This window comes from Acidimangrovimonas sediminis (genome assembly GCF_002871005.1).
Taxonomy (GTDB): domain Bacteria; phylum Pseudomonadota; class Alphaproteobacteria; order Rhodobacterales; family Rhodobacteraceae; genus Acidimangrovimonas; species Acidimangrovimonas sediminis.
This window is the reverse complement of sequence record NZ_PHSN01000004.1, coordinates 386,426-407,320: the sequence shown is the minus strand read 5'-3', so window position 1 is coordinate 407,320 and position 20,895 is coordinate 386,426. Positions and strand designations below refer to the sequence as shown.

General features: G+C 67.8%; 17 protein-coding genes. 7 read left to right on the top strand and 10 right to left on the bottom strand.

Annotation, left to right across the window (positions count from 1 at the left end):
* Nucleotides 1-128 precede the first annotated feature (128 nt).
* From proB to CVV76_RS04090, 8 genes are all read right to left on the bottom strand, one after another.
* Nucleotides 129-1,280, bottom strand: coding sequence for a glutamate 5-kinase (gene proB, locus CVV76_RS04125; RefSeq protein WP_102223345.1), 1,152 nt, complete (start codon nucleotides 1,278-1,280; stop codon nucleotides 129-131).
* Nucleotides 1,268-2,293 (bottom strand): GTPase ObgE, encoded by a 1,026-nt coding sequence (obgE, locus tag CVV76_RS04120; RefSeq protein ID WP_102223344.1) that lies wholly within the window; start codon nucleotides 2,291-2,293, stop codon nucleotides 1,268-1,270. Before obgE ends, proB begins: the two co-directional genes overlap by 13 nt.
* A gap of 197 nt (nucleotides 2,294-2,490) precedes the next feature.
* Complete coding sequence (locus CVV76_RS04115) at nucleotides 2,491-3,327, bottom strand: ATP-binding protein (RefSeq protein WP_102223343.1); 837 nt, start codon at nucleotides 3,325-3,327, stop codon at nucleotides 2,491-2,493.
* Nucleotides 3,324-4,400 carry a twin-arginine translocase subunit TatC gene (tatC, locus tag CVV76_RS04110; RefSeq protein WP_102223342.1) on the bottom strand — a complete coding sequence of 359 codons (1,077 nt, stop codon included), beginning with the start codon at nucleotides 4,398-4,400 and terminating at the stop codon, nucleotides 3,324-3,326. The genes CVV76_RS04115 and tatC overlap by 4 nt, the downstream gene beginning before the upstream one ends.
* Nucleotides 4,397-5,236 carry a Sec-independent protein translocase protein TatB gene (tatB, locus tag CVV76_RS04105; RefSeq protein WP_102223341.1) on the bottom strand — a complete coding sequence of 280 codons (840 nt, stop codon included), beginning with the start codon at nucleotides 5,234-5,236 and terminating at the stop codon, nucleotides 4,397-4,399. Before tatB ends, tatC begins: the two co-directional genes overlap by 4 nt.
* 195 nt (nucleotides 5,237-5,431) lie before the next feature.
* The gene (gene tatA / locus CVV76_RS04100) at nucleotides 5,432-5,659 is read right to left on the bottom strand and encodes a twin-arginine translocase TatA/TatE family subunit (protein ID WP_102223340.1); all 228 of its coding nucleotides are present in this window, start codon (nucleotides 5,657-5,659) and stop codon (nucleotides 5,432-5,434) included.
* A gap of 139 nt (nucleotides 5,660-5,798) precedes the next feature.
* A complete protein-coding gene (locus tag CVV76_RS04095; RefSeq protein ID WP_233192706.1) occupies nucleotides 5,799-6,404 on the bottom strand; it encodes a histidine phosphatase family protein in 606 nt (201 codons plus the stop codon).
* Complete coding sequence (locus tag CVV76_RS04090; RefSeq protein WP_102223339.1) at nucleotides 6,401-7,180, bottom strand: SDR family oxidoreductase; 780 nt, start codon at nucleotides 7,178-7,180, stop codon at nucleotides 6,401-6,403. The genes CVV76_RS04095 and CVV76_RS04090 overlap by 4 nt, the downstream gene beginning before the upstream one ends.
* A 284-nt stretch (nucleotides 7,181-7,464) precedes the next feature.
* Between CVV76_RS04090 and CVV76_RS04085 the strand changes: the two genes are divergently transcribed.
* Nucleotides 7,465-8,622 (top strand): Hint domain-containing protein, encoded by a 1,158-nt coding sequence (locus CVV76_RS04085; RefSeq protein ID WP_102223338.1) that lies wholly within the window; start codon nucleotides 7,465-7,467, stop codon nucleotides 8,620-8,622.
* Nucleotides 8,623-8,763: 141 nt separating this feature from the next.
* Here the strand turns inward: CVV76_RS04085 and speB are convergent, their stop codons facing one another.
* Nucleotides 8,764-9,732 carry an agmatinase gene (speB, locus tag CVV76_RS04080; protein WP_102223337.1) on the bottom strand — a complete coding sequence of 323 codons (969 nt, stop codon included), beginning with the start codon at nucleotides 9,730-9,732 and terminating at the stop codon, nucleotides 8,764-8,766.
* Nucleotides 9,733-9,889: 157 nt separating this feature from the next.
* Between speB and guaB the strand changes: the two genes are divergently transcribed.
* The 3 genes from guaB (at nucleotide 9,890) to CVV76_RS04065 (ending at nucleotide 14,996) form a co-directional block, all read left to right on the top strand.
* The gene (gene guaB, locus CVV76_RS04075) at nucleotides 9,890-11,338 is read left to right on the top strand and encodes an IMP dehydrogenase (protein WP_102223336.1); all 1,449 of its coding nucleotides are present in this window, start codon (nucleotides 9,890-9,892) and stop codon (nucleotides 11,336-11,338) included.
* A 66-nt stretch (nucleotides 11,339-11,404) separates the two neighbouring features.
* Nucleotides 11,405-12,577: an RsmB/NOP family class I SAM-dependent RNA methyltransferase gene (locus tag CVV76_RS04070; protein ID WP_102223335.1), complete on the top strand. Its 1,173-nt coding sequence runs from the start codon at nucleotides 11,405-11,407 to the stop codon at nucleotides 12,575-12,577.
* Between the two features lie 199 nt (nucleotides 12,578-12,776).
* Nucleotides 12,777-14,996, top strand: a complete 2,220-nt coding sequence (locus CVV76_RS04065; protein WP_102223434.1) for a hybrid sensor histidine kinase/response regulator — start codon at nucleotides 12,777-12,779, stop codon at nucleotides 14,994-14,996.
* A gap of 360 nt (nucleotides 14,997-15,356) precedes the next feature.
* Here the strand turns inward: CVV76_RS04065 and CVV76_RS04060 are convergent, their stop codons facing one another.
* Nucleotides 15,357-15,953, bottom strand: coding sequence for a hypothetical protein (locus tag CVV76_RS04060; RefSeq protein WP_102223334.1), 597 nt, complete (start codon nucleotides 15,951-15,953; stop codon nucleotides 15,357-15,359).
* Nucleotides 15,954-16,178: 225 nt separating this feature from the next.
* Here CVV76_RS04060 and recA point away from each other — a divergent pair, with 225 nt between their 5' ends.
* From recA to alaS, 3 genes are all read left to right on the top strand, one after another.
* Nucleotides 16,179-17,246 carry a recombinase RecA gene (recA, locus tag CVV76_RS04055; RefSeq protein ID WP_102223333.1) on the top strand — a complete coding sequence of 356 codons (1,068 nt, stop codon included), beginning with the start codon at nucleotides 16,179-16,181 and terminating at the stop codon, nucleotides 17,244-17,246.
* A gap of 66 nt (nucleotides 17,247-17,312) precedes the next feature.
* Nucleotides 17,313-18,158, top strand: a complete 846-nt coding sequence (locus CVV76_RS04050) for a glycosyltransferase family 17 protein (protein WP_102223332.1) — start codon at nucleotides 17,313-17,315, stop codon at nucleotides 18,156-18,158.
* A 78-nt stretch (nucleotides 18,159-18,236) separates the two neighbouring features.
* A complete protein-coding gene (gene alaS, locus CVV76_RS04045) occupies nucleotides 18,237-20,894 on the top strand; it encodes an alanine--tRNA ligase (RefSeq protein WP_102223331.1) in 2,658 nt (885 codons plus the stop codon).
* Nucleotide 20,895: the final 1 nt, after the last annotated feature.

Below are 20,895 nucleotides of genomic sequence, written 5' to 3'. Positions count from 1 at the left end.
CCCCCCGGGATATTTCCGAGCAGAAAGGGGAGGAAAGACCCTTCTCTCTTTCTGCTTTCAAGTATCCCCGCCGGAGGCATCCCCACGTCTCCACGCGTGGTGAGGGGGATATAGCGCGGAACGCCCCGTCACACCACCATGTCGTCGCGGTGGATCAGCGCGGCGCGGCCCGGGTAGCCCAGGATCGTCTCGATCTCGTCCGAGCGGTGGCCGAGAAGCTGGCGCGCCTCGTCGGCGGTATAGCGGGTGAGGCCCTTGGCGATTGTGGTGCCGTCCGGCGCATGTACCGTGACCGGCTCGCCGCGGCCGAAGCGGCCGGAGACGGCGGTGACGCCCGCAGGGAGGAGCGACTTGCCGCGCGCCAGGGCCTGTGCGGCGCCGGCGTCGACCGTCAGGCTGCCGCGGGGTTTCATCGCGGCGATCCAGCGCTTGCGGGCGGCCTGGGGGTCGTCCTGCGCGGCAAACCAGGTGACGCGGGCCCCGTCCTCGATCGCCTTCAGGGGGCGCGGGACCTGGCCGGTGGCGATCGCCATGGCGCAGCCTCCGGCGACGGCCACCCGGGCGGCCATCAGCTTCGTCTTCATCCCGCCCTTGGAGAGGCCCGAGACCGGGTCGCCCGCCATCGCCTCGATCTCCGGCGTGATCTCGGGGACGAGGGGGAGGTGACGCGCCGTGGGGTCGGTCTGCGGGTTCGCCGTGTAGAGCCCGTCGACATCGGAGAGGAGGACGAGCTGGTCCGCCCCCACCGTCACCGCGATCTGGGCGGCGAGGCGGTCGTTGTCGCCGAAGCGGATCTCGTCGGTGGCCACCGTGTCGTTCTCGTTCACGATCGGCACCGTGCCGAGCGACAGGAGCGTCTCCAGCGTGGCGCGGGCATTGAGGTAGCGCCGCCGATCCGCCGTATCCTCGAGCGTCATCAGCACCTGCGCTGCGGTGATGCCGTGGGGGGCGAGCGCCTCCTCGTAGGCGCGGGCGAGGCGGATCTGTCCCACCGCCGCCGCCGCCTGGTTCTGTTCCAGCGGCAGGACGCCCTGCGGCAGGTGCAGAAGGCCGCGCCCCAGCGCGATCGAGCCGGAGGACACCAGGATCACCTGGGTGCCGCGTGCGGCCAGGGCCGCTACGTCCCGGGCCAGCGAGTGCAGCCATTCGGCCCGCAGCCCCCCGGCCTCGCGCGCGGCCGAAGAGCCTTCGACCAGCAGTGCCGACCCGATCTTGACGACGAGGCGGCGGGCCTCGGCAATGCGGGGGGGCTGCGCCGCGAGGGAGGTCAGGGTTGCCACGGTTCCGGCTCCTCGGGGGCTTCGCGCGCGGCCCCGATGGTCGCCTGCAGTGCACGCAGCACCTCGGTCACGCCCTTGCCGGTGACGCCCGAGATCGCGAAGACCTTTCCGCCGGCGACCTCTTCCAGCGCCGCGCGGCGCTCGGCCAGCGTCTCGTCGTCCAGCGCGTCGATCTTGTTGAGCGCGGTGATCCGCGGCTTGGCGGCAAGCTCGGGCGAATAGGCCTCCAGCTCGTGCAGGATCGTCTCGCAATCCTCGGCCACCGTCTCGGAGGTCCCGTCGACGAGGTGCAGGAGAACGGCGCACCGCTCCACATGGCCGAGGAAGAGGTCGCCCAGACCCTTGCCCTCCGAAGCACCCTCGATCAGGCCGGGGATGTCGGCGATGACGAATTCGCGCCCGTCGACGCCGACCACGCCGAGGTTCGGCACCAGAGTGGTGAAGGGGTAATCCGCGATCTTCGGCCGTGCGTTCGAGGTGGCGGCGAGGAAGGTCGACTTGCCGGCATTCGGCAGACCCAGAAGGCCCGCGTCGGCAATGAGCTTCAGCCGCAGCCAGAGCGTACGCTCAACCCCCGGCTGACCCGGGTTGGCGCGGCGCGGGGCCTGGTTGGTGGCCGATTTGAAATGCAGGTTGCCCCAGCCGCCATTGCCGCCGCGGGCAAGCAGGACACGCTCGCCCGGGGTCGTCAGATCGGCGATCAGCGTCTCCTCGTCCTCGTCGAGGATCTCGGTGCCCATGGGCACGCGAAGGACGATGTCGTCGCCGGTCTTGCCGGTGCGCTGGCTGCCCATGCCGGGCTGGCCGGACTTGGCGAAGAAATGCTGCTGGTAGCGGAAGTCGATCAGCGTGTTGAGATTGTCGACCGCCTCGGCCCAGACCGAGCCGCCATTGCCGCCGTCGCCGCCATCCGGCCCGCCGAATTCCACGAATTTCTCTCGCCGGAAAGAGACGCAGCCCGAGCCGCCCCCGCCCGAGCGGATGTAGACCTTGGCGTAATCGAGGAATTTCATGACAGACCCTTTGCGTTCAGCGCGGGGAAATAGGCGTTTTCGGCGCTGTGAGCAAGCGTTGCTTGGGCGTCGAGGCCGGGGGTTTCACACCCCCGGACCCCCGTGGGATATTTTTCCTCAGAAGAACAGAGAGGGTTGTGTTCTTCTTCTGAGCGGAAATATCCCGGGGGTGCAGGGGGCAGCGCCCCCGCCCGCCGTCAGATCGCCACGCCGCGCCGTCCGGCGAGGTCGGTAAAATATTGCCACGCGACCCGGCCGGAGCGCGCGCCGCGGGTGGCCTGCCATTCGATCGCCTCGGCGCGCAGGGTGTCCGCGTCGATTTCCACCCCGTAGCTGTCGCAATAGCCGCGGATCATGTCGAGGTATTCATCCTGACTGCAGGGGTGGAAGCCCAGCCAGAGGCCGAAGCGGTCCGACAGCGAGACCTTTTCCTCGGTCGCCTCGGAGGGAGAGATCGCGGTGGAGCGCTCGTTCTCGATCATGTCGCGGGGCATCAGGTGGCGGCGGTTCGAGGTGGCGTAGAACAGCACGTTCTCGGGCCGGCCCTCGATGCCGCCGTCGAGCACCGCCTTGAGGGACTTGTAATGCTGGTCGTCGTGGCTGAACGACAGGTCGTCGCAGAACAAGAGGAACCGCTCGGCGCTGTCGCGCAGCAGGGCGAGGAGGCGGGTGACCGAGGGCAGGTCCTCGCGCTGGATCTCGACGATCTTGAGGGGCAGCCCCTCGGAGATCACCTGGGCGTGCACGGCCTTGGTCAGGCTCGACTTGCCCATGCCGCGGGCGCCCCAGAGAAGCGCGTTGTTCGCCGCGTGGCCGCGAGCGAACTGGCGCGTGTTCTCCAGAAGGATGTCGCGGGCGCGGTTGATTCCGATCAGCAGGCCGATCTCGACCCGGCTGACCTGCGGCACCGGGACGAGGCGGTCGGGCGAGACATGCCAGACGAAGGCGTCGGCGCCCGACAGGTCCGGCGTGCCCCCCGGCGGCGGGCTGAGGCGCTCCAGCGCCTCAGCGATCCGGATCATGGGATCGGTCATTCCCAGTCGTCCGCCGGATCGCGGCCGTCGCGCCTGCGTTTCGCCGCGTCACCGTCGTCGGCCGGGTCGTCCTCGGCGGCGGGCGCTTCTTCGGACCTGGCCTCCTCGGAGGTGGCGTCATCAGAGGAGGTCTCCTCGGCGGCGGCTTCCGCCTCGTCTTCCTCGAACCACAGGCCCTGTTCCTTCAGCTCTTCCTCGCGCTTCTTCTGGACGCGGCGGACGAGCCAGATCGAGATCTCGTAGAGGCCGTAGACCACGACGAAGAGGATCCCCTGGCTGACCACGTCGGGCGGGGTCACCACTGCGGCGAGGATGAGGATCGCGACGACGGCATATTTGCGCACGCTCGCCAGCCCCTCGGCCGTGACCAGCCCGGCCTTGCCCATGAGCGTGAGCAGCACCGGCAGCTGGAAGCAGAGCCCGAAGGCCACGATGAACTTGGTCGTAAGCGCGAGGTATTCGGCGATCGACCCGTGGAAGGTGATGCCTGCGGTTTCCAGCATATGGCCCGCGCTGTTCGCGGCACCGTTGGCGGCATGGCCTGCCGCACCGGTCGCGTCGCCTGCCGCCGTCGTTGCGGCGCCGGGCGCCGTGCCGGGGTTCTCGCCGATCGGTTGGGGTTTGCCCTGCTGGAAGCTCAGGAAGAACGAGAACGCCATCGGCAGGATGACGTAATAGGCGAACGCGGCCCCGGCGAGGAACATCCCGGGCGAGGCCACGAGGAACGGCAGGAAGGCGTTGCGTTCATTCTTGTAGAGACCAGGCGCGACGAAGCGCCAGAGCTGGTAGGAGATCACCGGGAAGGCCAGCACGAAGCCGCCGAGCGCCGAGATCCGGATCGCCACGAAGAAGCCTTCCTGCAGCTTGATCATGGTGAGCGAGCAGTCCTGGCCACGGTCGGCCAGCGCCACGCAGATCGGGTGGGTCAGGAAGTTGAAGATCGGGTTGGCGATCGAATAGCAGATGACGACGCCCACGAGGAACGCCAGCACGGAATAGATCAGCCGCGTGCGCAGCTCGGCCAGGTGTTCCAGCAGCGGGGCGCTGGAATCGTCGATGTCTTCGGAGCTCATGCGTCACCCTGCTTGGGGGAGTCGGGCTTCGCGGATTTGGCGGCGCGCGTGCCGGACTTGGTCGTTGTCTTGGTCGCCGATTTGGTCGCGGTCTTGCCAGCCGGGGCCTTGGCCGCCGCGGTCTTGGCCGCCGTCTTGCCGGTTGCCGTCTTCGTGGTGGACTTGGTGGCGGTCTTCCCGGTCTTGGCCGCCGTCTTGGAAGCCGCTTTCGGCTTCGCCGCGGTCTTTGCGGCGGGCTTCGCGCCGGCCGTGTCGGGCGCGGCCTCGGGGCTGGATGCCTTCGCGGTGGACTTGCGGGCGCGTGTGGTCTTCGGGGGAGTGGCTTCTGCCGGGGCCGACGCCTCGCGAGCCTTGGCGGCGGCTTCGGCGCGCTCGGCGGCCTGCGCCTTGCGTTGCTCCGCAAGCGCCTTGGTCTCGGGCCCCGGTTCCGGGGGCGGTGTTGGGCCCGGCTCCGAGGACGGCTCGGCCGCGGGCGTGGCCGCATCGCCGGAGGCCGTTTGATCGCCGGGCAGGGGGGCATCGGGGTCGGGCTGCAGCCCGGCCGCGCCGCCGCGCTTCACCTCGTCCCAGCTTTCCAGCCTCTTGGTCGCTTCGGAAAGCGCGTTGGAGCCTATGTTGCGCATGGAATTCAGTGACTTGAGGTCGCGCGCCACATCGCCCGCGCCCGCCTCTTCCGCCGCGTTTTCCATCGCGCGCTGAAACTCCCGCGCCATCTGCCGCGCCTTCGCGGTGAACTGGCCGAGCGCGTGGAACATCTTGGGAAGATCCTTTGGACCCACCACGATCAGCGCCACGACGCCGATCACCAGAAGCTCGGAGCCGCCGATATCGAACATGCCTCTCCCGCCTGCCTAGGCCGGGCTGTCACGCCCCGGCCATTTCTGAAACCCGTCTGAAACCCTTGTCATCGCTGCATGGCCCCGTCGCCGTCGCGCCATGTCCGTCGCGGCCCTCGGGGGCCGCCGGACGGATGGCGCCGCAACACCTTGCCCGCCGGTTCGCGGGTGGCGCCGGCCGGGGCCGGTCGCAGCTCAGGCCTTGTGCTTCTCGGGCTCTTTTTCCTGCTGGGGGGTGACGTCGCGCGCCTGGGTGACCTTCTCGTTCTCGGCCTCCTTCTCGCTGTCGTTCATCCCCTTCTTGAAGGCGGTGATCCCCTTGCCGACCTCGCCCATGAGGTTCGACACCTTGCCGCGCCCGAAGAGCACGAGCACCACGACCGCGATCAGCAGCAGGCCGGGAACGCCGATGTTGTTGAGCATGTCATCTCCCTTCCGCGACCCGCCACGGGGCCGCGCAGTTGTTTGTTTCGATCCCCGGTTTATTGGGTCACGGGGGGGGAGCAAAGCCCGAATCGCTGATTCGGTGCGGATTCGGCCGTTTTGACCGAATCAGGGCGAATCACTTCGGATGCGGCATGGCGGGGGCCAGGGCCTCGAACCGCCGCCAGGGATGGACAGGCTGCAGGCTGGGCAGGGTGGTGGCCCAGACGCAGCCGCCCGTGGGCTGATCCTCGACGCGCGAGATCGGACGTCCGGCAAGGTGACACCACAGCAGCGTGCCGACACCACCATGGCCGACGATCACCAGATCCGCGGGGCAGGGCTCTTGCAGCAGGTCCTCCAGCGCGGCCACGGCCCTGGCCTGGGCCGCGCGCGCGGTTTCCCACCCCGCGGCGCTGATATCCGGATCGGCAAAAAGTGCATCCGCCAGCGCCTCGTGCCGGGCATGGGGCACGTATCCGGTCGAGGAGCGGTCGATCTCCGCCAGGTGTGGATGACCCTCCACCGGGGCACCGCGGGCGAGGATCTCCGCCGTCTCTCGCGCCTTCCGTTCTGGGCTGGAGACGATGCGCGTCATCGGCCCCGGCCAGCCGGTGGACGCCAGGGCCATGGCCCGCGCGCGGCCCTGGTCCGACAGCGGCCAGTCCGGCACCGGCACCCCGGGGTCGATCGCGACCTCGGGGTGGCTGACGCACCAGAGATGGCCGCCGGGGAAGCGCGTCACATCGTCTGGTTGTTGGCGCCGCCGTCGAGCAGGACGTTCTGCCCGATCATGTAACCGGCGTGCTGCGAACACAGGAACGCGCAGGTCGCGCCGAATTCCTCGGCCGTGCCGTAACGCCCGGCGGGGATCGTCTTTGCCCGGCGTGCGCGCGCCTCGTCAAGGCTGATCCCCTGGGCCTTGGCGGCCCCGCCGTCGAGCGAATCCGCCCGGTCGGTCGCGTGGATCCCGGGCAGGAGGTTGTTGATGACCACGCCCTTGCCCGCGACCTGCCGCGAGGTGCCCGCGACAAAGCCGGTCAGACCCGCGCGGGCCGAATTCGACAGCCCGAGCACCGCGATCGGCGCCTTGACCGATTGCGAGGTGATGTTGACGACGCGGCCCCAGCCCCTGTCCATCATGCCGGGCACACAGGCCTGCATCAGCGCGATGGGGGTGAGCATGTTGGCGTCGAGCGCGGCGATGAAGTCGTCACGGTTCCAGTCGGTCCAGGTGCCGGGCGGCGGCCCGCCGGCATTGGTGACGAGGATGTCCACCGGCCCCGCGGCGTCGAGCACCTTCTTGCGGCCCTCTTCGGTGGTGATGTCGGCGGCGACCGCGGTGACCGTCACGCCGTAGGTGTCGCGCAGCTCGGCCGCGGTCGCCTCCAGCGCCTCGGCGCCGCGCGCGTTCAGCACGAGGTCGACCCCCTCGGCCGCAAGCGCCGCCGCGCAGCCCTTGCCCAGGCCCTTGGATGAGGCGCAGACCAGCGCCTTCTTGCCGCGAATTCCCATGTCCATCGTCAGATCCTCCTGTTCGGTGAAAGACGTAGCACCCGGGGACGGGTCCGGAAAGACCCCCGCCATCGCGCCAGCGCGCGCGGCGGCCGCGACCGCGGGAGAACGCGAAGTCGCCCCGGGCCGTTTCCGCCGATGGGGGCGCGCGATCCTTCCGGCCCGGATTGTCTGTCATATCGAAACGATTTGGTAACCAAGGGGGCGCAATCTGGTCCACGCATTGACTTCTTGGTGCCCCATTCAATCCTTAGAAGGAGCAGGAAACGACAGGCTTTCAGGCACTTCTCATGAACGGACCGGGCGCTTCGACCCCAGATACCTCGACCCAAACCACTTCGGGCCCAGACACGTCAGGAAAAGATACGGCGGGAAAAGACGCGGCGGGAAAGGATACGGCAGCGGCCGGCGCTGCGGGCAACGGACGGCACAAGCCGCCGCCGCATTTCGCCTGCCACGTCTTCCGGACCGAAGACCTCTTCGTCCAGATAGGGGCAAATCTCGGCGATGCGATCGGCGATGCCGATGAGGTCTGCGAGGGCGATATCTACAATCTCGAGCCCGACGCGGTCGCCTGGCGTCTCTATCTGCTGCCCGATGCCGGCAACACCGGTCGAGGCCTGACAGTGGCCCCGGGGTCCGAAGTCGGGACACCGGGGGATCCGGTCACCCTGTCCTCGCGGCTGACGCTGATCGCGCCCGATGGCGACACGGTGGAAATGCTGATGCTGCGGCACCGCACGCAGGGGCGGACCTCGATGTCCGAAGCCTTCGCGTTGCCGCTGTCGCCGATCGCGCCGCGTACCGATTACACCCTGGTGCGCGCCAATTCGAACCCGGGCGAGGCGCGGCTGGCCGATATCGTCTGCATCTCCTTCGCCCGCGGCACGCGGATCGCGCTGGCCGACGGCCGGCAGGTCCGGATCGAACAGCTGGAGATCGGCGACCGGGTGCTGACCCGCGATCACGGCGGGCAACCCCTGCGCTGGATGGGGCAGGCCACGCTGCGCGCCGTCGGCAGTTTCGCGCCCGTGGTGATCTCTTCCGGCACGCTTGGCAACGCGGGCGACCTGATCGTCGGCCAGCACCACCGCATGTTCCTCTACCAGCGCGAGCGTGACCGCGTGACCGATACCGCCGAACTGCTGGTTCAGGCAAAGCACCTCGTCGACGGCGACCGGGTGTTCCTGCGCGAGGGCGGCTTCGTCGACTACTTCAGCCTGGTCTTCGATCGGCACGAGATCATCTATGCCGAGGGTATCCCGGCCGAAAGCCTGATGGTCAACGACGCCACACTCACCCACCTGCCGGACGACCTTGCGACCGAGGTCCGCGCGCGCTTTCCCGGCCTCGACCAGAACCAGCATTTCGGCACCGAGGCGGGCCGGCGGATGCTCGACGAGATCGGGGCGGGGCGGTTGTTCCAGAAAGGCCGGCGGCAGGGCTGAGCCCGCCGCCGCGCCGGCGGGGGCGCTGCCCCCTGCGCCCCCGGGATATTTTCGAGCAGAAAGAAGGGGGAGGCATGCCCCAGTTCTTCTTCTGAGCGAAAATATCCTCGGGGGTCCGGGGGCAGATGGCCCCCGGCCTTGTCATCCTTTCCGGGCGTCGAAGATGAAGCCGAGAAAGTTCAGCAGCAGCTGGGCGGCCAGGATCGCGGTGGATCCGGTAGCATCGTAGTCGGGGGCGACCTCGACCAGGTCGACGCCGACGATCTCATGCCCGCGTGCCACGCCTTGCAGGATCTCCAGCACTTCGTAATAGACGAATCCGCCGTGCGAGGGCGTGCCGGTGCCGGGGGCGATCGATGGGCAGAAGCCGTCGATGTCGATGGTCACGTAAAGCCGCGCGCCCTTGGGGATGCGCGCCAGGACCCCTTCCGTTCCCAGGGCGCGCACCTGTCTGACCGACAGGATGTCGGACCCCATCTCGCGGGCGGCCGCATAGCCTTCCTTCGCGGTGGAGGAGACGTTGCGGATCCCCAGTTGCGTCAGCCCGGTGACGAAGGGAAGTTCCGCCGCGCGCCGCATCGGGTTGCCGTGGCCGTTCCTGACCCCGTGGCGTTCGTCGACGAAATCGAGATGCGCGTCGATCTGTAGGATGTGGATCGGGCCGCCCGCGCCCGAGGCGCCGTCGAAGGACCGCAGGCAGGGGATGTTGATCGAGTGGTCGCCCCCGATCACCACCGGCAGCGCGCCCGCCTCGAGTATCGCGCGCACGCCTGTCTCGATGCTGGCGTGGCTCGCCTCCGTATCGGTATGGACGATATCGGCGTCGCCGATGTCGACGATCCGGATCTCGGGGCCGAGGTAGGTGCGATCGTCCTCGTGGTCGTAGGCCCCTGCGTGGCCGAAGGAAAACAGCGTCGAGGCCTCGCGGACCGCGCGCGGTCCGAAGCGGGCGCCGGGGCGGTACTGGGTGCCGAAGTCGAACGGCGCGCCAAGGATCGCCACATCCGCCTCGATCCTTTGCCAGTCGGCGACGTAGGGACGCTTGCCGAAGGTCGCGATTCCCACGAAGGGCAGGTTCAGCCGCCCGCTCTCGTATCCATGTCCCGCCATGCCGGCCCTCCTTTGGTCGGAGGCAGAGTGGCGTGTGGCGCGGCCGCGGGCAATGGACGATCCGACGCAGGCCGGCCTTCGCGGTCTTTTGCCCTTTTCATTCCGCCCGGGGCGTGAAATAGGGAACCGCCAAACGAAAACCTCCCAGGAGAGACCCATGGAGATTCGCGAGGCCCTCACCTTCGACGACGTCCTTCTGGTCCCGGCTGCCTCCTCGGTACTGCCCTCGACCGCAGACACCTCGACCTATGTCACCCGCCAGGTGCGGATGAACATTCCGCTGTTGTCCTCGGCCATGGACACGGTGACCGAGGCGCGCATGGCGATTGCCATGGCGCAGGCGGGCGGGATCGGCGTCATCCACCGCAACCTGACGGTCGAGCAGCAGGCCGACGAGGTGAGCCGGGTGAAACGCTTTGAAAGCGGGATCGTCTACAACCCGATCACCCTGCGCGCCGACCAGACCCTGGCCGATGCCAAGGAGCTGCAGGCGCGTTACAACGTCACCGGCTTTCCGGTGGTCGACGAAAGCGGCCGGGTGGTCGGCATCGTCACCAACCGCGACATGCGGTTCGCCAGCGACGACAAGACCCCGGTCCGGGTGATGATGACCTCGGACAACCTGGCGATCCTGCAGGAACCCGCCGACCGGGACGAGGCGAAGAGCCTGATGAAGGCGCGGCGGATCGAGAAGCTTCTGGTCACCGATGCCGAGGGCAAGCTCACCGGTCTGCTGACGCTCAAGGACACCGAGATGGCGGTGCTGAACCCGCAGGCCTGCAAGGACCAGCTGGGCCGCCTCCGGGTGGCGGCGGCAACCACTGTGGGCGACGCCGGGTTCGAGCGGTCGCAGGCGCTCGTGGATGCCGGCTGCGACCTGATCGTGATCGACACCGCGCATGGCCATTCCGAAGGGGTTGCCAAGGCGGTCGAGCGGGCGAAGATGCTGTCGAACGAGGTTCAGGTGGTGGCCGGTAACGTCGCCACCGCCGAGGCCACGCGTGCCCTGATCGACGCCGGTGCCGACGCGGTGAAAGTGGGGATCGGGCCGGGCTCGATCTGCACCACGCGAATGGTGGCGGGCGTGGGCGTGCCCCAGCTGACGGCGATCATGGATGCGGCGGCGGCGGCGGGCGATGTGCCGGTGATCGCCGATGGCGGCATCAAGCTCTCGGGCGATTTCGCCAAGGCGATCGCGGCGGGGGCCTCCTGCGCCATGGTCGGTTCGGCCATCGCGGGGACCGAGGAAAGCCCGGGCGAGGTCATCCTCTACCAGGGCCGCAGCTACAAGTTCTACCGTGGCATGGGCAGTCTTGGCGCCATGGCGCGCGGCTCGGCCGACCGGTATTTCCAGAAGGACGCGGCCTCGGACAAGCTGGTTCCCGAGGGGATCGAGGGCCAGGTGCCCTACAAGGGCTCGGCCGGGGCGGTGATCCACCAGCTGGTGGGCGGTCTGCGCGCGGCGATGGGCTATACCGGCAACGGCACCGTCGAGGAGATGCGCAAGAACTGCAATTTCGTCCGCATCACTGGCGCCGGGCTTAAGGAAAGCCATGTCCACGATGTCCAGATCACGCGCGAGAGCCCCAACTATCGGATCGGCTGATTTGCGTTTCATGGCAATGGGATCAGCGCCGATATTCAGGTCAATCCAGGCCGCGGGGAAGGGGGCATGACCCCCGCCGCCCGGCTGGCCGCGGCGATGGATGTGCTCGACCGGGTGCAGGCCGGGGCCAATGCTGAACAGGCGCTGACGCAATGGTCTCGGGCCAGCCGTTTCGCGGGGTCCGGCGACCGCGCGGCGGTGCGCGATCATGTCTTCACCGCGCTGCGCTGCCTGCGGTCCCATGCGGTGCTTGGCGGGGGGGGAAGCGGCCGTGCCCTGGTCCTCGGTGGCCTTCGTGCCGCCGGTCGCGACCCCGAGGCTTTGTTCACCGGAGAGGGCCACGCCCCAGCACCGCTGACCGAGGCGGAGCGCACGCATCTGGCACATTCGCCCGAGCTTCCGCCGCTGGCCGCGCTCGATTGTCCCGACTGGTTGGCGCCGGTGCTGAAGGAAAGCCTCGGCGACGATTTCGCCCCGGTGATGGAGGCGCTGCGCCACCGCGCGCCGGTCTTCCTCCGGGTCAACACGGCGCGTGCCAGTGTCGACGAGGCCGCGGCGTCGCTGGCCACCGAGGGGATCGCGACGCGCCCTGGTCCCTTGGCCAACACTGCGCTGGAAGTCACGGAAAACGAACGAAAGATCCGCAATTCTGCGGCCTTCCGCGAGGGGCTGGTCGAATTGCAGGACGCGGCGTCGCAGGCGTTGGTCGCTGCCTTGCCCGCGGCGTCGGGACAGCGCGTCTTGGATTACTGTGCGGGCGGTGGGGGCAAGTCGTTGGCGCTGGCAGCGCGCGGCGGGCTGGAGGTCTTCGCCCATGACGCCGATCCTGCGCGGATGCAGGATCTGCTCGCTCGCGCCGCTCGCGCTGGGGCGCGGATCGGCCGTCTCGACACCGCCGATGTGGCCCGCGCGGCCCCCTTTGACCTGGTGCTGCTGGACGTTCCATGTTCGGGTTCCGGCTCTTGGCGGCGCGCGCCCGAAGCGAAGTGGCGCCTGACCCGAGGACGGCTCGACGATCTATGCAGTATCCAGCGTGAAATCCTTGAAGATACAGTATATTATGTGGCAAAGTTCGGGTATCTTGCCTACGCGACCTGCTCTTTGATCGAGGCCGAGAACGGGGCGCAGATCGAGGGATTCCTTGCCGCGCATCCCGAGTGGAAGATGACGGCTGAGCACCGGTTCACGCCGCGCGACGGCGGGGACGGCTTCTACCTCGCACTCTTGACGCGAAAGTAAACCTAACCTTAAACAATTTTAGCGAGTTTCCGCGGCGCCACGGCGAGGAAATGGTTTTGATTAAGAGGCGATTAACGAATTTTGCGCCGAATGCGGGGGTAACGATTCCCTTACGGAGGACGCCTTGTCCCATCCGGCCGCGAACCCTGTAACGCGCACCGCTCTCAACCTGCAGCAGAAATCGGGTCTGCTGGTGGTGATGGCCTTCGTCCTGCTGATTGGCTCCGGCCTGCAGACGCCGGAATACATGCGGTACGGCCTGATGTTCGCGGGGATGAGCCTGATCGCCGCCGCCGCGCTGATCCGCCTGCTTGCCGCGCGCCATGCGCGGGCCGCCACGCGACTTCGCGCGCAGGTGCTTGCGCTCGTGGCTGAAGATGTCGCGCCGACCTTCGGCACGGATGCCGAGGGGCGGGTGGAATTCCAGAACCGCGCTGCCGAGACCCGATTCGGAACGCAAGGCGGGCAGACCATCGTCCGCGCGATGAAGGATCTCTTCGCCAACCCGTCGGCGGTGCTCTACCGGTTGCAGTCGCGCGCCGCGAATGCCGGCCAGGCCAGCGAAGACGTGGTGACGCGCCGCGGCCATGTCCGTCTTTCGGTGCACCGGATCGCCCAAGGCCGCTATCTCTGGCGGCTGGAGGAGGTCATCGACAAGTTGGGCGCCTCGCGCGGGGGCGAGGCGCTCAGCTTGCCGATGCTGATCGCGTCGAAATCCGGTGCGATCCTGTTCATGAACGAGGCGTTGCGGCGGATCCTCGGGGCGCGCCCGAAGTCGCTGGACCGGGTGTTCGTGCGGCTGCCGCTGCATTCGGGGGAGGAGGCGGAGCTGTCGGGCGCCGACGGCCCGCTGCGCGCCATCGTGGCCGAGGTCGAGGGGCCAGGCGAACGGCGCGAGATCTACCTTCTGCCGACCAGTGAGGAGGCCCCGCGACACGAGGCATTGGGGTTCGAGGATCTGCCGGTCGCACTCGGCCGCGTGGGCGGCGACGGGCAGTTGGCGGGCGCGAACCGCATGGCGCGGGAGCTGCTGGGCCTCGACGAGTCCGAGACCGCCGGGTTTCAGGATCTGGTAGAGGGGCTGGGCCGTCCGGTCGCCGACTGGGTCGACGACGTGCTCGCCGGGCGTGGCTCCAACCGGTCGGAGGTGTTGCGCGCGACCCGGGCCGAAGAGGACCGTTACCTTCAGATCACCCTGCGCCGCACGGTCGAGATGGGCCGTCCCGGGGTCGTCGTGGTGCTCAACGACGCGACCGAGCTGAAGACGCTGGAGGCACAGTTCGTGCAAAGCCAGAAGATGCAGGCGATCGGCCAGCTCGCCGGCGGCGTCGCGCATGACTTCAATAATCTTCTGACTGCGATTTCAGGGCATTGCGACCTGTTGTTGCTGCGTCACGAGAAGGGTGATCCGGATTACGGCGACCTCGTTCAGATCCATCAGAACGCCAACCGTGCGGCCAGCCTGGTCGGGCAGCTGCTGGCCTTTTCCCGAAAGCAGACGCTGAAGCCCGAGGTCGTCGATCTGCGCGAGGCGCTGTCGGACCTGACCCATCTGCTCAACCGCCTCGTCGGCGAGAAGGTCACCCTCAGCCTGTCGCACGATGTCGGCCTGCGCGCGGTGCGCGCCGACCGCCGGCAGCTTGAGCAGGTGCTGATGAACCTCGTGGTCAATGCGCGCGACGCGATGCCCGAGGGCGGCGCGATCTGGATCGAAACCGAGAACCGCCACCTCGACGTGGAACTCGTGCGGGACCGGGCGACGGTGCCGGTGGGCGATTACGTCGTGGTGCGGGTCCGCGACGAGGGGATCGGGATCACGCCCGAAGCTCTCGCGAAGATCTTCGAACCTTTCTACACGACCAAGCGGACGGGCGAGGGCACGGGCCTGGGTCTGTCGACCGCCTACGGCATCATCAAGCAGACCGGCGGCTTCATCTTCGCCGACTCCGTGGTCGGGGCGGGCACGACCTTCACCCTCTATTTCCCGGCGCACGACCTGGCCGCCGCCATGCCGGCGCTTGCCCCGCAGATCGAGGCCCCGGTTGCCCAGGCGCATGGCGGCGTGGTTCTTCTGGTGGAGGACGAGGCGCCAGTGCGCGCGTTCGCCTCCAGAGCGCTGAGGATGCGGGGGTATACCGTCCTCGAGGCAGAGAGTGCCGAGGAGGCGCTGGAGGTCCTGCAGGACCCGGACCTTGCCGTGGACGTCTTCGTCACCGATGTGATCATGCCGGGGATGGATGGGCCGAGCTGGGTGCGGGAGGCGCTGAAGGCGCGGCCGGACACCCGGGTCGTCTTCGTCTCCGGCTACGCGGAGGACAGCTTTGCCGACAGCCAGGCGCGGATTCCGAATTCCGTTTTCCTGCCCAAGCCGTTTTCGCTGACCGATCTGACCCGAACGGTGCAGCGACAGATCCATTGAAGCGCGGGTGCGGCGCCCGGTCCGGCGCCGACGAGCGTAGAACGCGCCGCTGCCCGGACGTCGCCCGACGTGTCGTGGGAGCCAGAGGGAAAGGACGCGAAGCAAGGATCGACCTGCCGGCGCCCGGAGCGGCAGGAAGACGGAGGCTGAGCCAGGGCGCAGGCCTCAGCAAGGGGGTGGGAACGAGCCGTGACAGCCCAGAACGCCACGTTGCCTGAGCGCCGAAGCAGTTCCGAGCGCGGGTCGGGGCGAGGGTCCCTTGGCCGCGACGATGGAGCAATGGCCGCGACGGGCATCGCGGCAGCTCGAGCCGACGGCCCCGAAAGAACATCGCCCGGCGATTCCGCCCGCGAGGATCCGTCAGCTGCGCTGAAGCGACTCGTAAAGCGTGAAATCTTCGGCGCGTTCCCGCTTTAGCCGATCGAGCAGCGGGGCGGAGAGCGGTGTCGCCCCCTCGGGCGAGACGTTGAGCCGGGGGAGGATGATCTCGCATCCCAGCCTGTCCTCGAGGAAGTCGACGAAGGTGCCGATTTCCTCATAGCGGAACACCCGGTCGACCCCGCCGGGCTTGCCCGCCCCGAGGAACCGGGCCTGGCTGCCGACATTGGCAAAGTCCGCCACCGGTTTCGACAGGTAGGCGGCGACGAAATCGTCGAAAGACATCCCCTTGGTCGAGCGTTTCGATCCCTCGATGCCGTCCCGCCCGCGGTAGCGGAACCAGCTGCCCAGCCAGCTGACGGGCTCGCGCATCAGCGCCACCACCTCGAACTCGTGCCCCGAGGATTTCTCGAGCCAGGGCCCGAGGAAGCGGCGGTAGCGCCCGACCGTGGTGTGTTTCAGCGCCGGCGGCCGCTGCACCGAGATCTCCGCCATCGATTCGAGCGCCGCCTGTATCGCGGTCGACCCCGTCTTGGGCGTGGCGAGAAACACCAGCCTCTGCTCCCAGAATACCAACATGCCTGTCTTTTTCGCCTTTCCGACGTTACGTCCCGCGACCTGCCGCCGCCTTGGCCCACACACTTCCGCCCCGGGCGCTAACCTTAGATTAACCAAAACCGGCAAAAGCTGGGCAAGGGAAAAATACCTTGAAATGTTCTCCTTTTGATCTCATAAATACAGGAACAAGGCGGGAACAAACCCAGGATTGCCGCAAGGCGCGGGCTGTGAAATAAGGAGCGGAAGATGGCGACGGCAACTCTCCTCGACTTCGAAGGAAAGCAGGGCATGGACAAGCAGAAGGCGCTCGATTCGGCGCTCGCGCAGATTGAGCGGCAATTCGGCAAGGGCTCGATCATGAAGCTCGGCGGCGACAAGCCGGTGGCCGAGATCGAGGCGACGTCGACCGGCTCGCTGGGTCTCGACATCGCGCTGGGAATCGGTGGCCTGCCGAAGGGCCGGATCATCGAGATCTATGGGCCCGAAAGCTCGGGCAAGACCACGCTGACCCTGCATTGCGTAGCCGAGGAACAGAAGAAGGGCGGCGTCTGCGCCTTCGTCGACGCCGAACACGCGCTCGATCCCATCTATGCGCGCAAGCTGGGCGTGAACCTCGACGAGCTGCTGATCTCGCAGCCCGACACGGGCGAGCAGGCGCTGGAGATCGTCGACACGCTGGTGCGTTCGGGCGCGGTCAGCATGGTTGTGGTCGACTCGGTTGCCGCGCTGACGCCCAAGGCGGAGCTTGAGGGAGACATGGGCGAACACCAGATGGGCGCCCAGGCCCGGCTGATGAGCCAGGCGATGCGCAAGCTGACGGCCTCCATCGGACGGTCGAACTGCATGGTGATCTTCATCAACCAGATCCGCATGAAGATCGGCGTGATGTTCGGCAACCCCGAAACCACGACGGGCGGCAACGCGCTGAAGTTCTACGCCAGCGTGCGCCTCGACATCCGCCGCACCGGCGCGATCAAGGATCGCGACGAGGTGATCGGCAACTCGACCCGGGTGAAGGTGGTGAAGAACAAGGTCGCCCCTCCGTTCCGCGAGGTCGAGTTCGACATCATGTACGGCGAGGGGATCTCGAAGATGGGCGAGGTTCTGGACCTCGGCGTCAAGGCCGGCGTAGTCGACAAGTCGGGGGCCTGGTACAGCTACGGCGACGAGCGGATCGGCCAGGGGCGCGAGAACGCCAAGAACTTCCTGCGCTCGAACCCGGCCATCGCCTCCGATATCGAGGACAAGATCCGCGCGGCGCACGGGCTGGAATTCCCCGGCAGCGGTGGCGAGGACAACCTCGTCGAGGAGTGATCCGCACATTGCGGCGCGTCCCCCGCGGCGGTAAGCCGGTGACGCGCGGACAGCGGGGGTGCCACTTTGCGGATCTACAATTGCTTTCCCTTCTTCAACGAGCTCGACCTGCTGGAGATGCGGCTGGTCGAGCTTGACGGGCTGGTCGATCGCTACGTCATCGTGGAGGCTGCGCGCACCTTCAGCGGGCAACCGAAGCCCCTGTTCCTGAAAGAGAACATGGACAGGTTCGCGCGGTTCGCGGACCGGATCCAGCGGGTGGAGATCGACCGCTTCCCCGAGGAGCTGACCGACTGGCAGCGCGAATATTACCAGTTCGACCAGACGCTTGCCGCGATCACCGACGCGAACCCGGACGATCTGATCCTCGCCACCGACGCAGACGAGATCCCCAGTGCCGAGGCGATGCGGGCGGTGCGCGCGGCGCCGCCGCGAGTGGGCGAGGTGGTCCAGCTGGAACTGCGTTGGTTCAACTACTACCTCAACCTCGAGCGGGACGAGACCTATCTGCGGGGCGCCCCCCGGGCGGCGCGGCGCGCCGACGTGCCCAGCATCCGTGCCCTGCGCATGGTGCGCGGCCCGGCCGACGGCTGGCTGCGCGACAAGGTGCGGCTGTGGAAGGCCGCACGCGCCATGGGCCGCCCGATCCGCCGCCGTCTGATCAGGAACGCGGGCTGGCATTTCTCGTGGCTGGCCAACGGCGACAGCCTCTCGGTCAAGAGTGAGGCGTTGCCACATCACAATTCGGGCGAGGCGGGTACCCCTGGGATCGGCTCGGCCGATGCCGAGCAGGGCGCGGTCGAGACGGCGCGCGAGGGCCGCGAAGGTTTTGCCCGGCGCGAGATCGGGCCGGATTTCCCCCGTCTGCTGCGGGAGAACCCCGAAAGGTTCGCCCATCTGCTGCTGGCCTGACCTCCGCGCAACAGCGTGATGGACAATCGGGGGCTCGGGGGGATAAACCCGTCCGAAACCGCGTTTCAAGAGATCCAGATGCCTTCGCTCAACGATATCCGCTCGACCTTCCTCGATTACTTCCGCCGCAACGGACACGAGGTGGTGGCGTCGAGCCCGCTGGTCCCGCGCAACGACCCCACGCTGATGTTCACCAACTCGGGCATGGTCCAGTTCAAGAACGTCTTCACCGGGGTCGAGCACCGCGATTATTCCCGCGCCACCACCGCGCAGAAATGCGTGCGCGCCGGCGGCAAGCACAACGACCTCGACAACGTGGGCTATACCGCGCGCCACCATACCTTCTTTGAAATGCTGGGGAATTTCTCCTTCGGCGATTACTTCAAGGAAGGCGCGATCCCCTTCGCCTGGGAACTGCTGACCAAGGATTTCGGCATTCCGAAAGACAAGCTTCTTGTCACGGTCTACCACACCGACGACGAGGCGGCGAACATCTGGAAGAAGGTCGCGGGCCTGCCGGACGAGCGGATCATCCGCATCCCGACCTCGGACAACTTCTGGCAGATGGGGCCGACCGGGCCGTGTGGTCCGTGCACCGAGATCTTCTTTGATCACGGCGAACATATCGCCGGCGGCCCGCCCGGCAGCCCGGATGAGGATGGCGATCGCTTCATCGAGATCTGGAACCTCGTCTTCATGCAGAACGAGCAGTTCGAGGACGGCTCGATGACCGACCTCAAGGCGCAGTCGATCGACACCGGCATGGGGCTGGAGCGGATCGGCGCGCTGTTGCAGGGCAAGCATGACAATTACGACACCGACCTGATGCGCAGCCTGATCGAGGCTTCGGCGCATGCGACCGATTCCGATCCGGACGGGCCGGGCAAGACCCATCACCGGGTGATCGCCGATCACCTGCGCTCCACCTCGTTCCTGATCGCCGACGGTGTGATGCCCTCGAACGACGGGCGCGGCTACGTGCTGCGGCGGATCATGCGTCGGGCCATGCGGCATGCACATCAACTGGGCGTCGATGAACCCGTGATGTACAAACTGGTGCCCGCACTGGTGCGCCAGATGGGCGAGGCCTATCCGGAGCTTGGCCAGGCGCAGCCGCTGATCGAAGAGACGCTGAAGCTGGAGGAGACCCGATTCCGCCAGACGCTGGCCCGCGGGCTGCGGCTGCTGGACGATGAGCTGGGCAAGATCGCCTCGGGCGCGCCGCTGCCGGGCGAGGCGGCGTTCAAGCTCTACGACACCTACGGTTTCCCGCTGGACCTGACGCAGGATGCGCTGCGCGAGATGGGGCGGAGTGTCGACGTGGGTGGTTTCGATGCCGCGATGGCCGAACAGAAGGCCAAGGCGCGGGCCAGCTGGGCCGGCTCGGGCGAGACCAAGGACGCGACGATCTGGTTCGACATCGCCGAGGACACCGGCGCGACCGAGTTCCTGGGCTACGACACCGAGCAGGCCGAGGGCGCCGTGCTTGCGCTGGTCGTGGACGGCGACAAGGTGGGCGAGGCGACCAAGGGCCAGTCGGTTCAGGTCGTGCTGAACCAGACGCCGTTCTACGCGGAATCGGGCGGGCAGGTTGGCGATGCCGGTGTGCTCCGGACCGACACGGGTCGGGCCGAGATCACCGACACCAAGAAGGTACAGGGCGTGTTCATCCACTTCGCCGAGGTGACCGAGGGCAAGATCACCACCGGGCAGGGCGCCGAACTGGTGGTGGATCATGCCCGCCGTGGCGCGATCCGGGCCAACCATTCCGCCACGCACCTTCTGAACGAGGCGCTGCGCCGGACGCTGGGCGATCACATTGCGCAGCGCGGGTCGCTGAACGCGCCCGATCGGCTGCGGTTCGACTTTTCGCATGGCAAGGCGCTGAGCGCGGAGGAGATTGCGCAGGTCGAGCGTGAGGTGAACGCGCTGATCCGTCAGAATGGCGCGGTGACCACCCGGATCATGGCGCCGGACGAGGCGCGGGAGTTGGGGGCGCAGGCGCTCTTTGGCGAGAAATACGGCGACGAGGTGCGCGTCGTGTCGATGGGCGCGCTGGACGGTTCCGGCAAGGGGACGGACGGCAAGACCTATTCGATCGAGCTGTGCGGTGGCACCCATGTCGGCCGGCTGGGTGAGATCGGGACTTTTGCGCTGACCTCGGAAACCGCGTCCTCGGCGGGCGTGCGCCGGATCGAGGCGCTGACGGGTGAGGCCGCGATGGCCGAGCTGCGGGGCCGCGACAGCGTGTTGAGCCGGATTGAGGGCGTGCTGAAGGCGCATGGCGCCGAGGCGGTCGACCGGGTGCAGGCGCTGCTGGACGAGCGCCGAGCGCTGTCGAACGAGGTGGCGCAGCTGCGGCGAGAGCTGGCCATGGGCGGCGGCGGGGCTGCCGGTCCGGAAGCCAAGGAAATCAACGGGGTGAAGCTCATTGCTCAGGTGCTTTCCGGGGTGTCCGGCAAGGATCTTCCGGCGCTGATCGACGAGATGAAGTCGCGCGTGGGATCCGGGGCCGTGCTGCTGATCGCCGACACCGGCGGCAAGGCGGCGGTGGCTGCGGGCGTGACTGAGGACATGACCGGCCGCGTTTCGGCGGTCGAGATGGTGCGCGCGGCGGTGCCGGTGCTGGGCGGCAAGGGCGGCGGCGGCCGCGCCGACATGGCGCAGGGCGGCGGCGCGGATGCGGGGAAGGCCGATGAGGCCATCGCCGCGGTCGAAGCGATGATCGGAGGGTAGG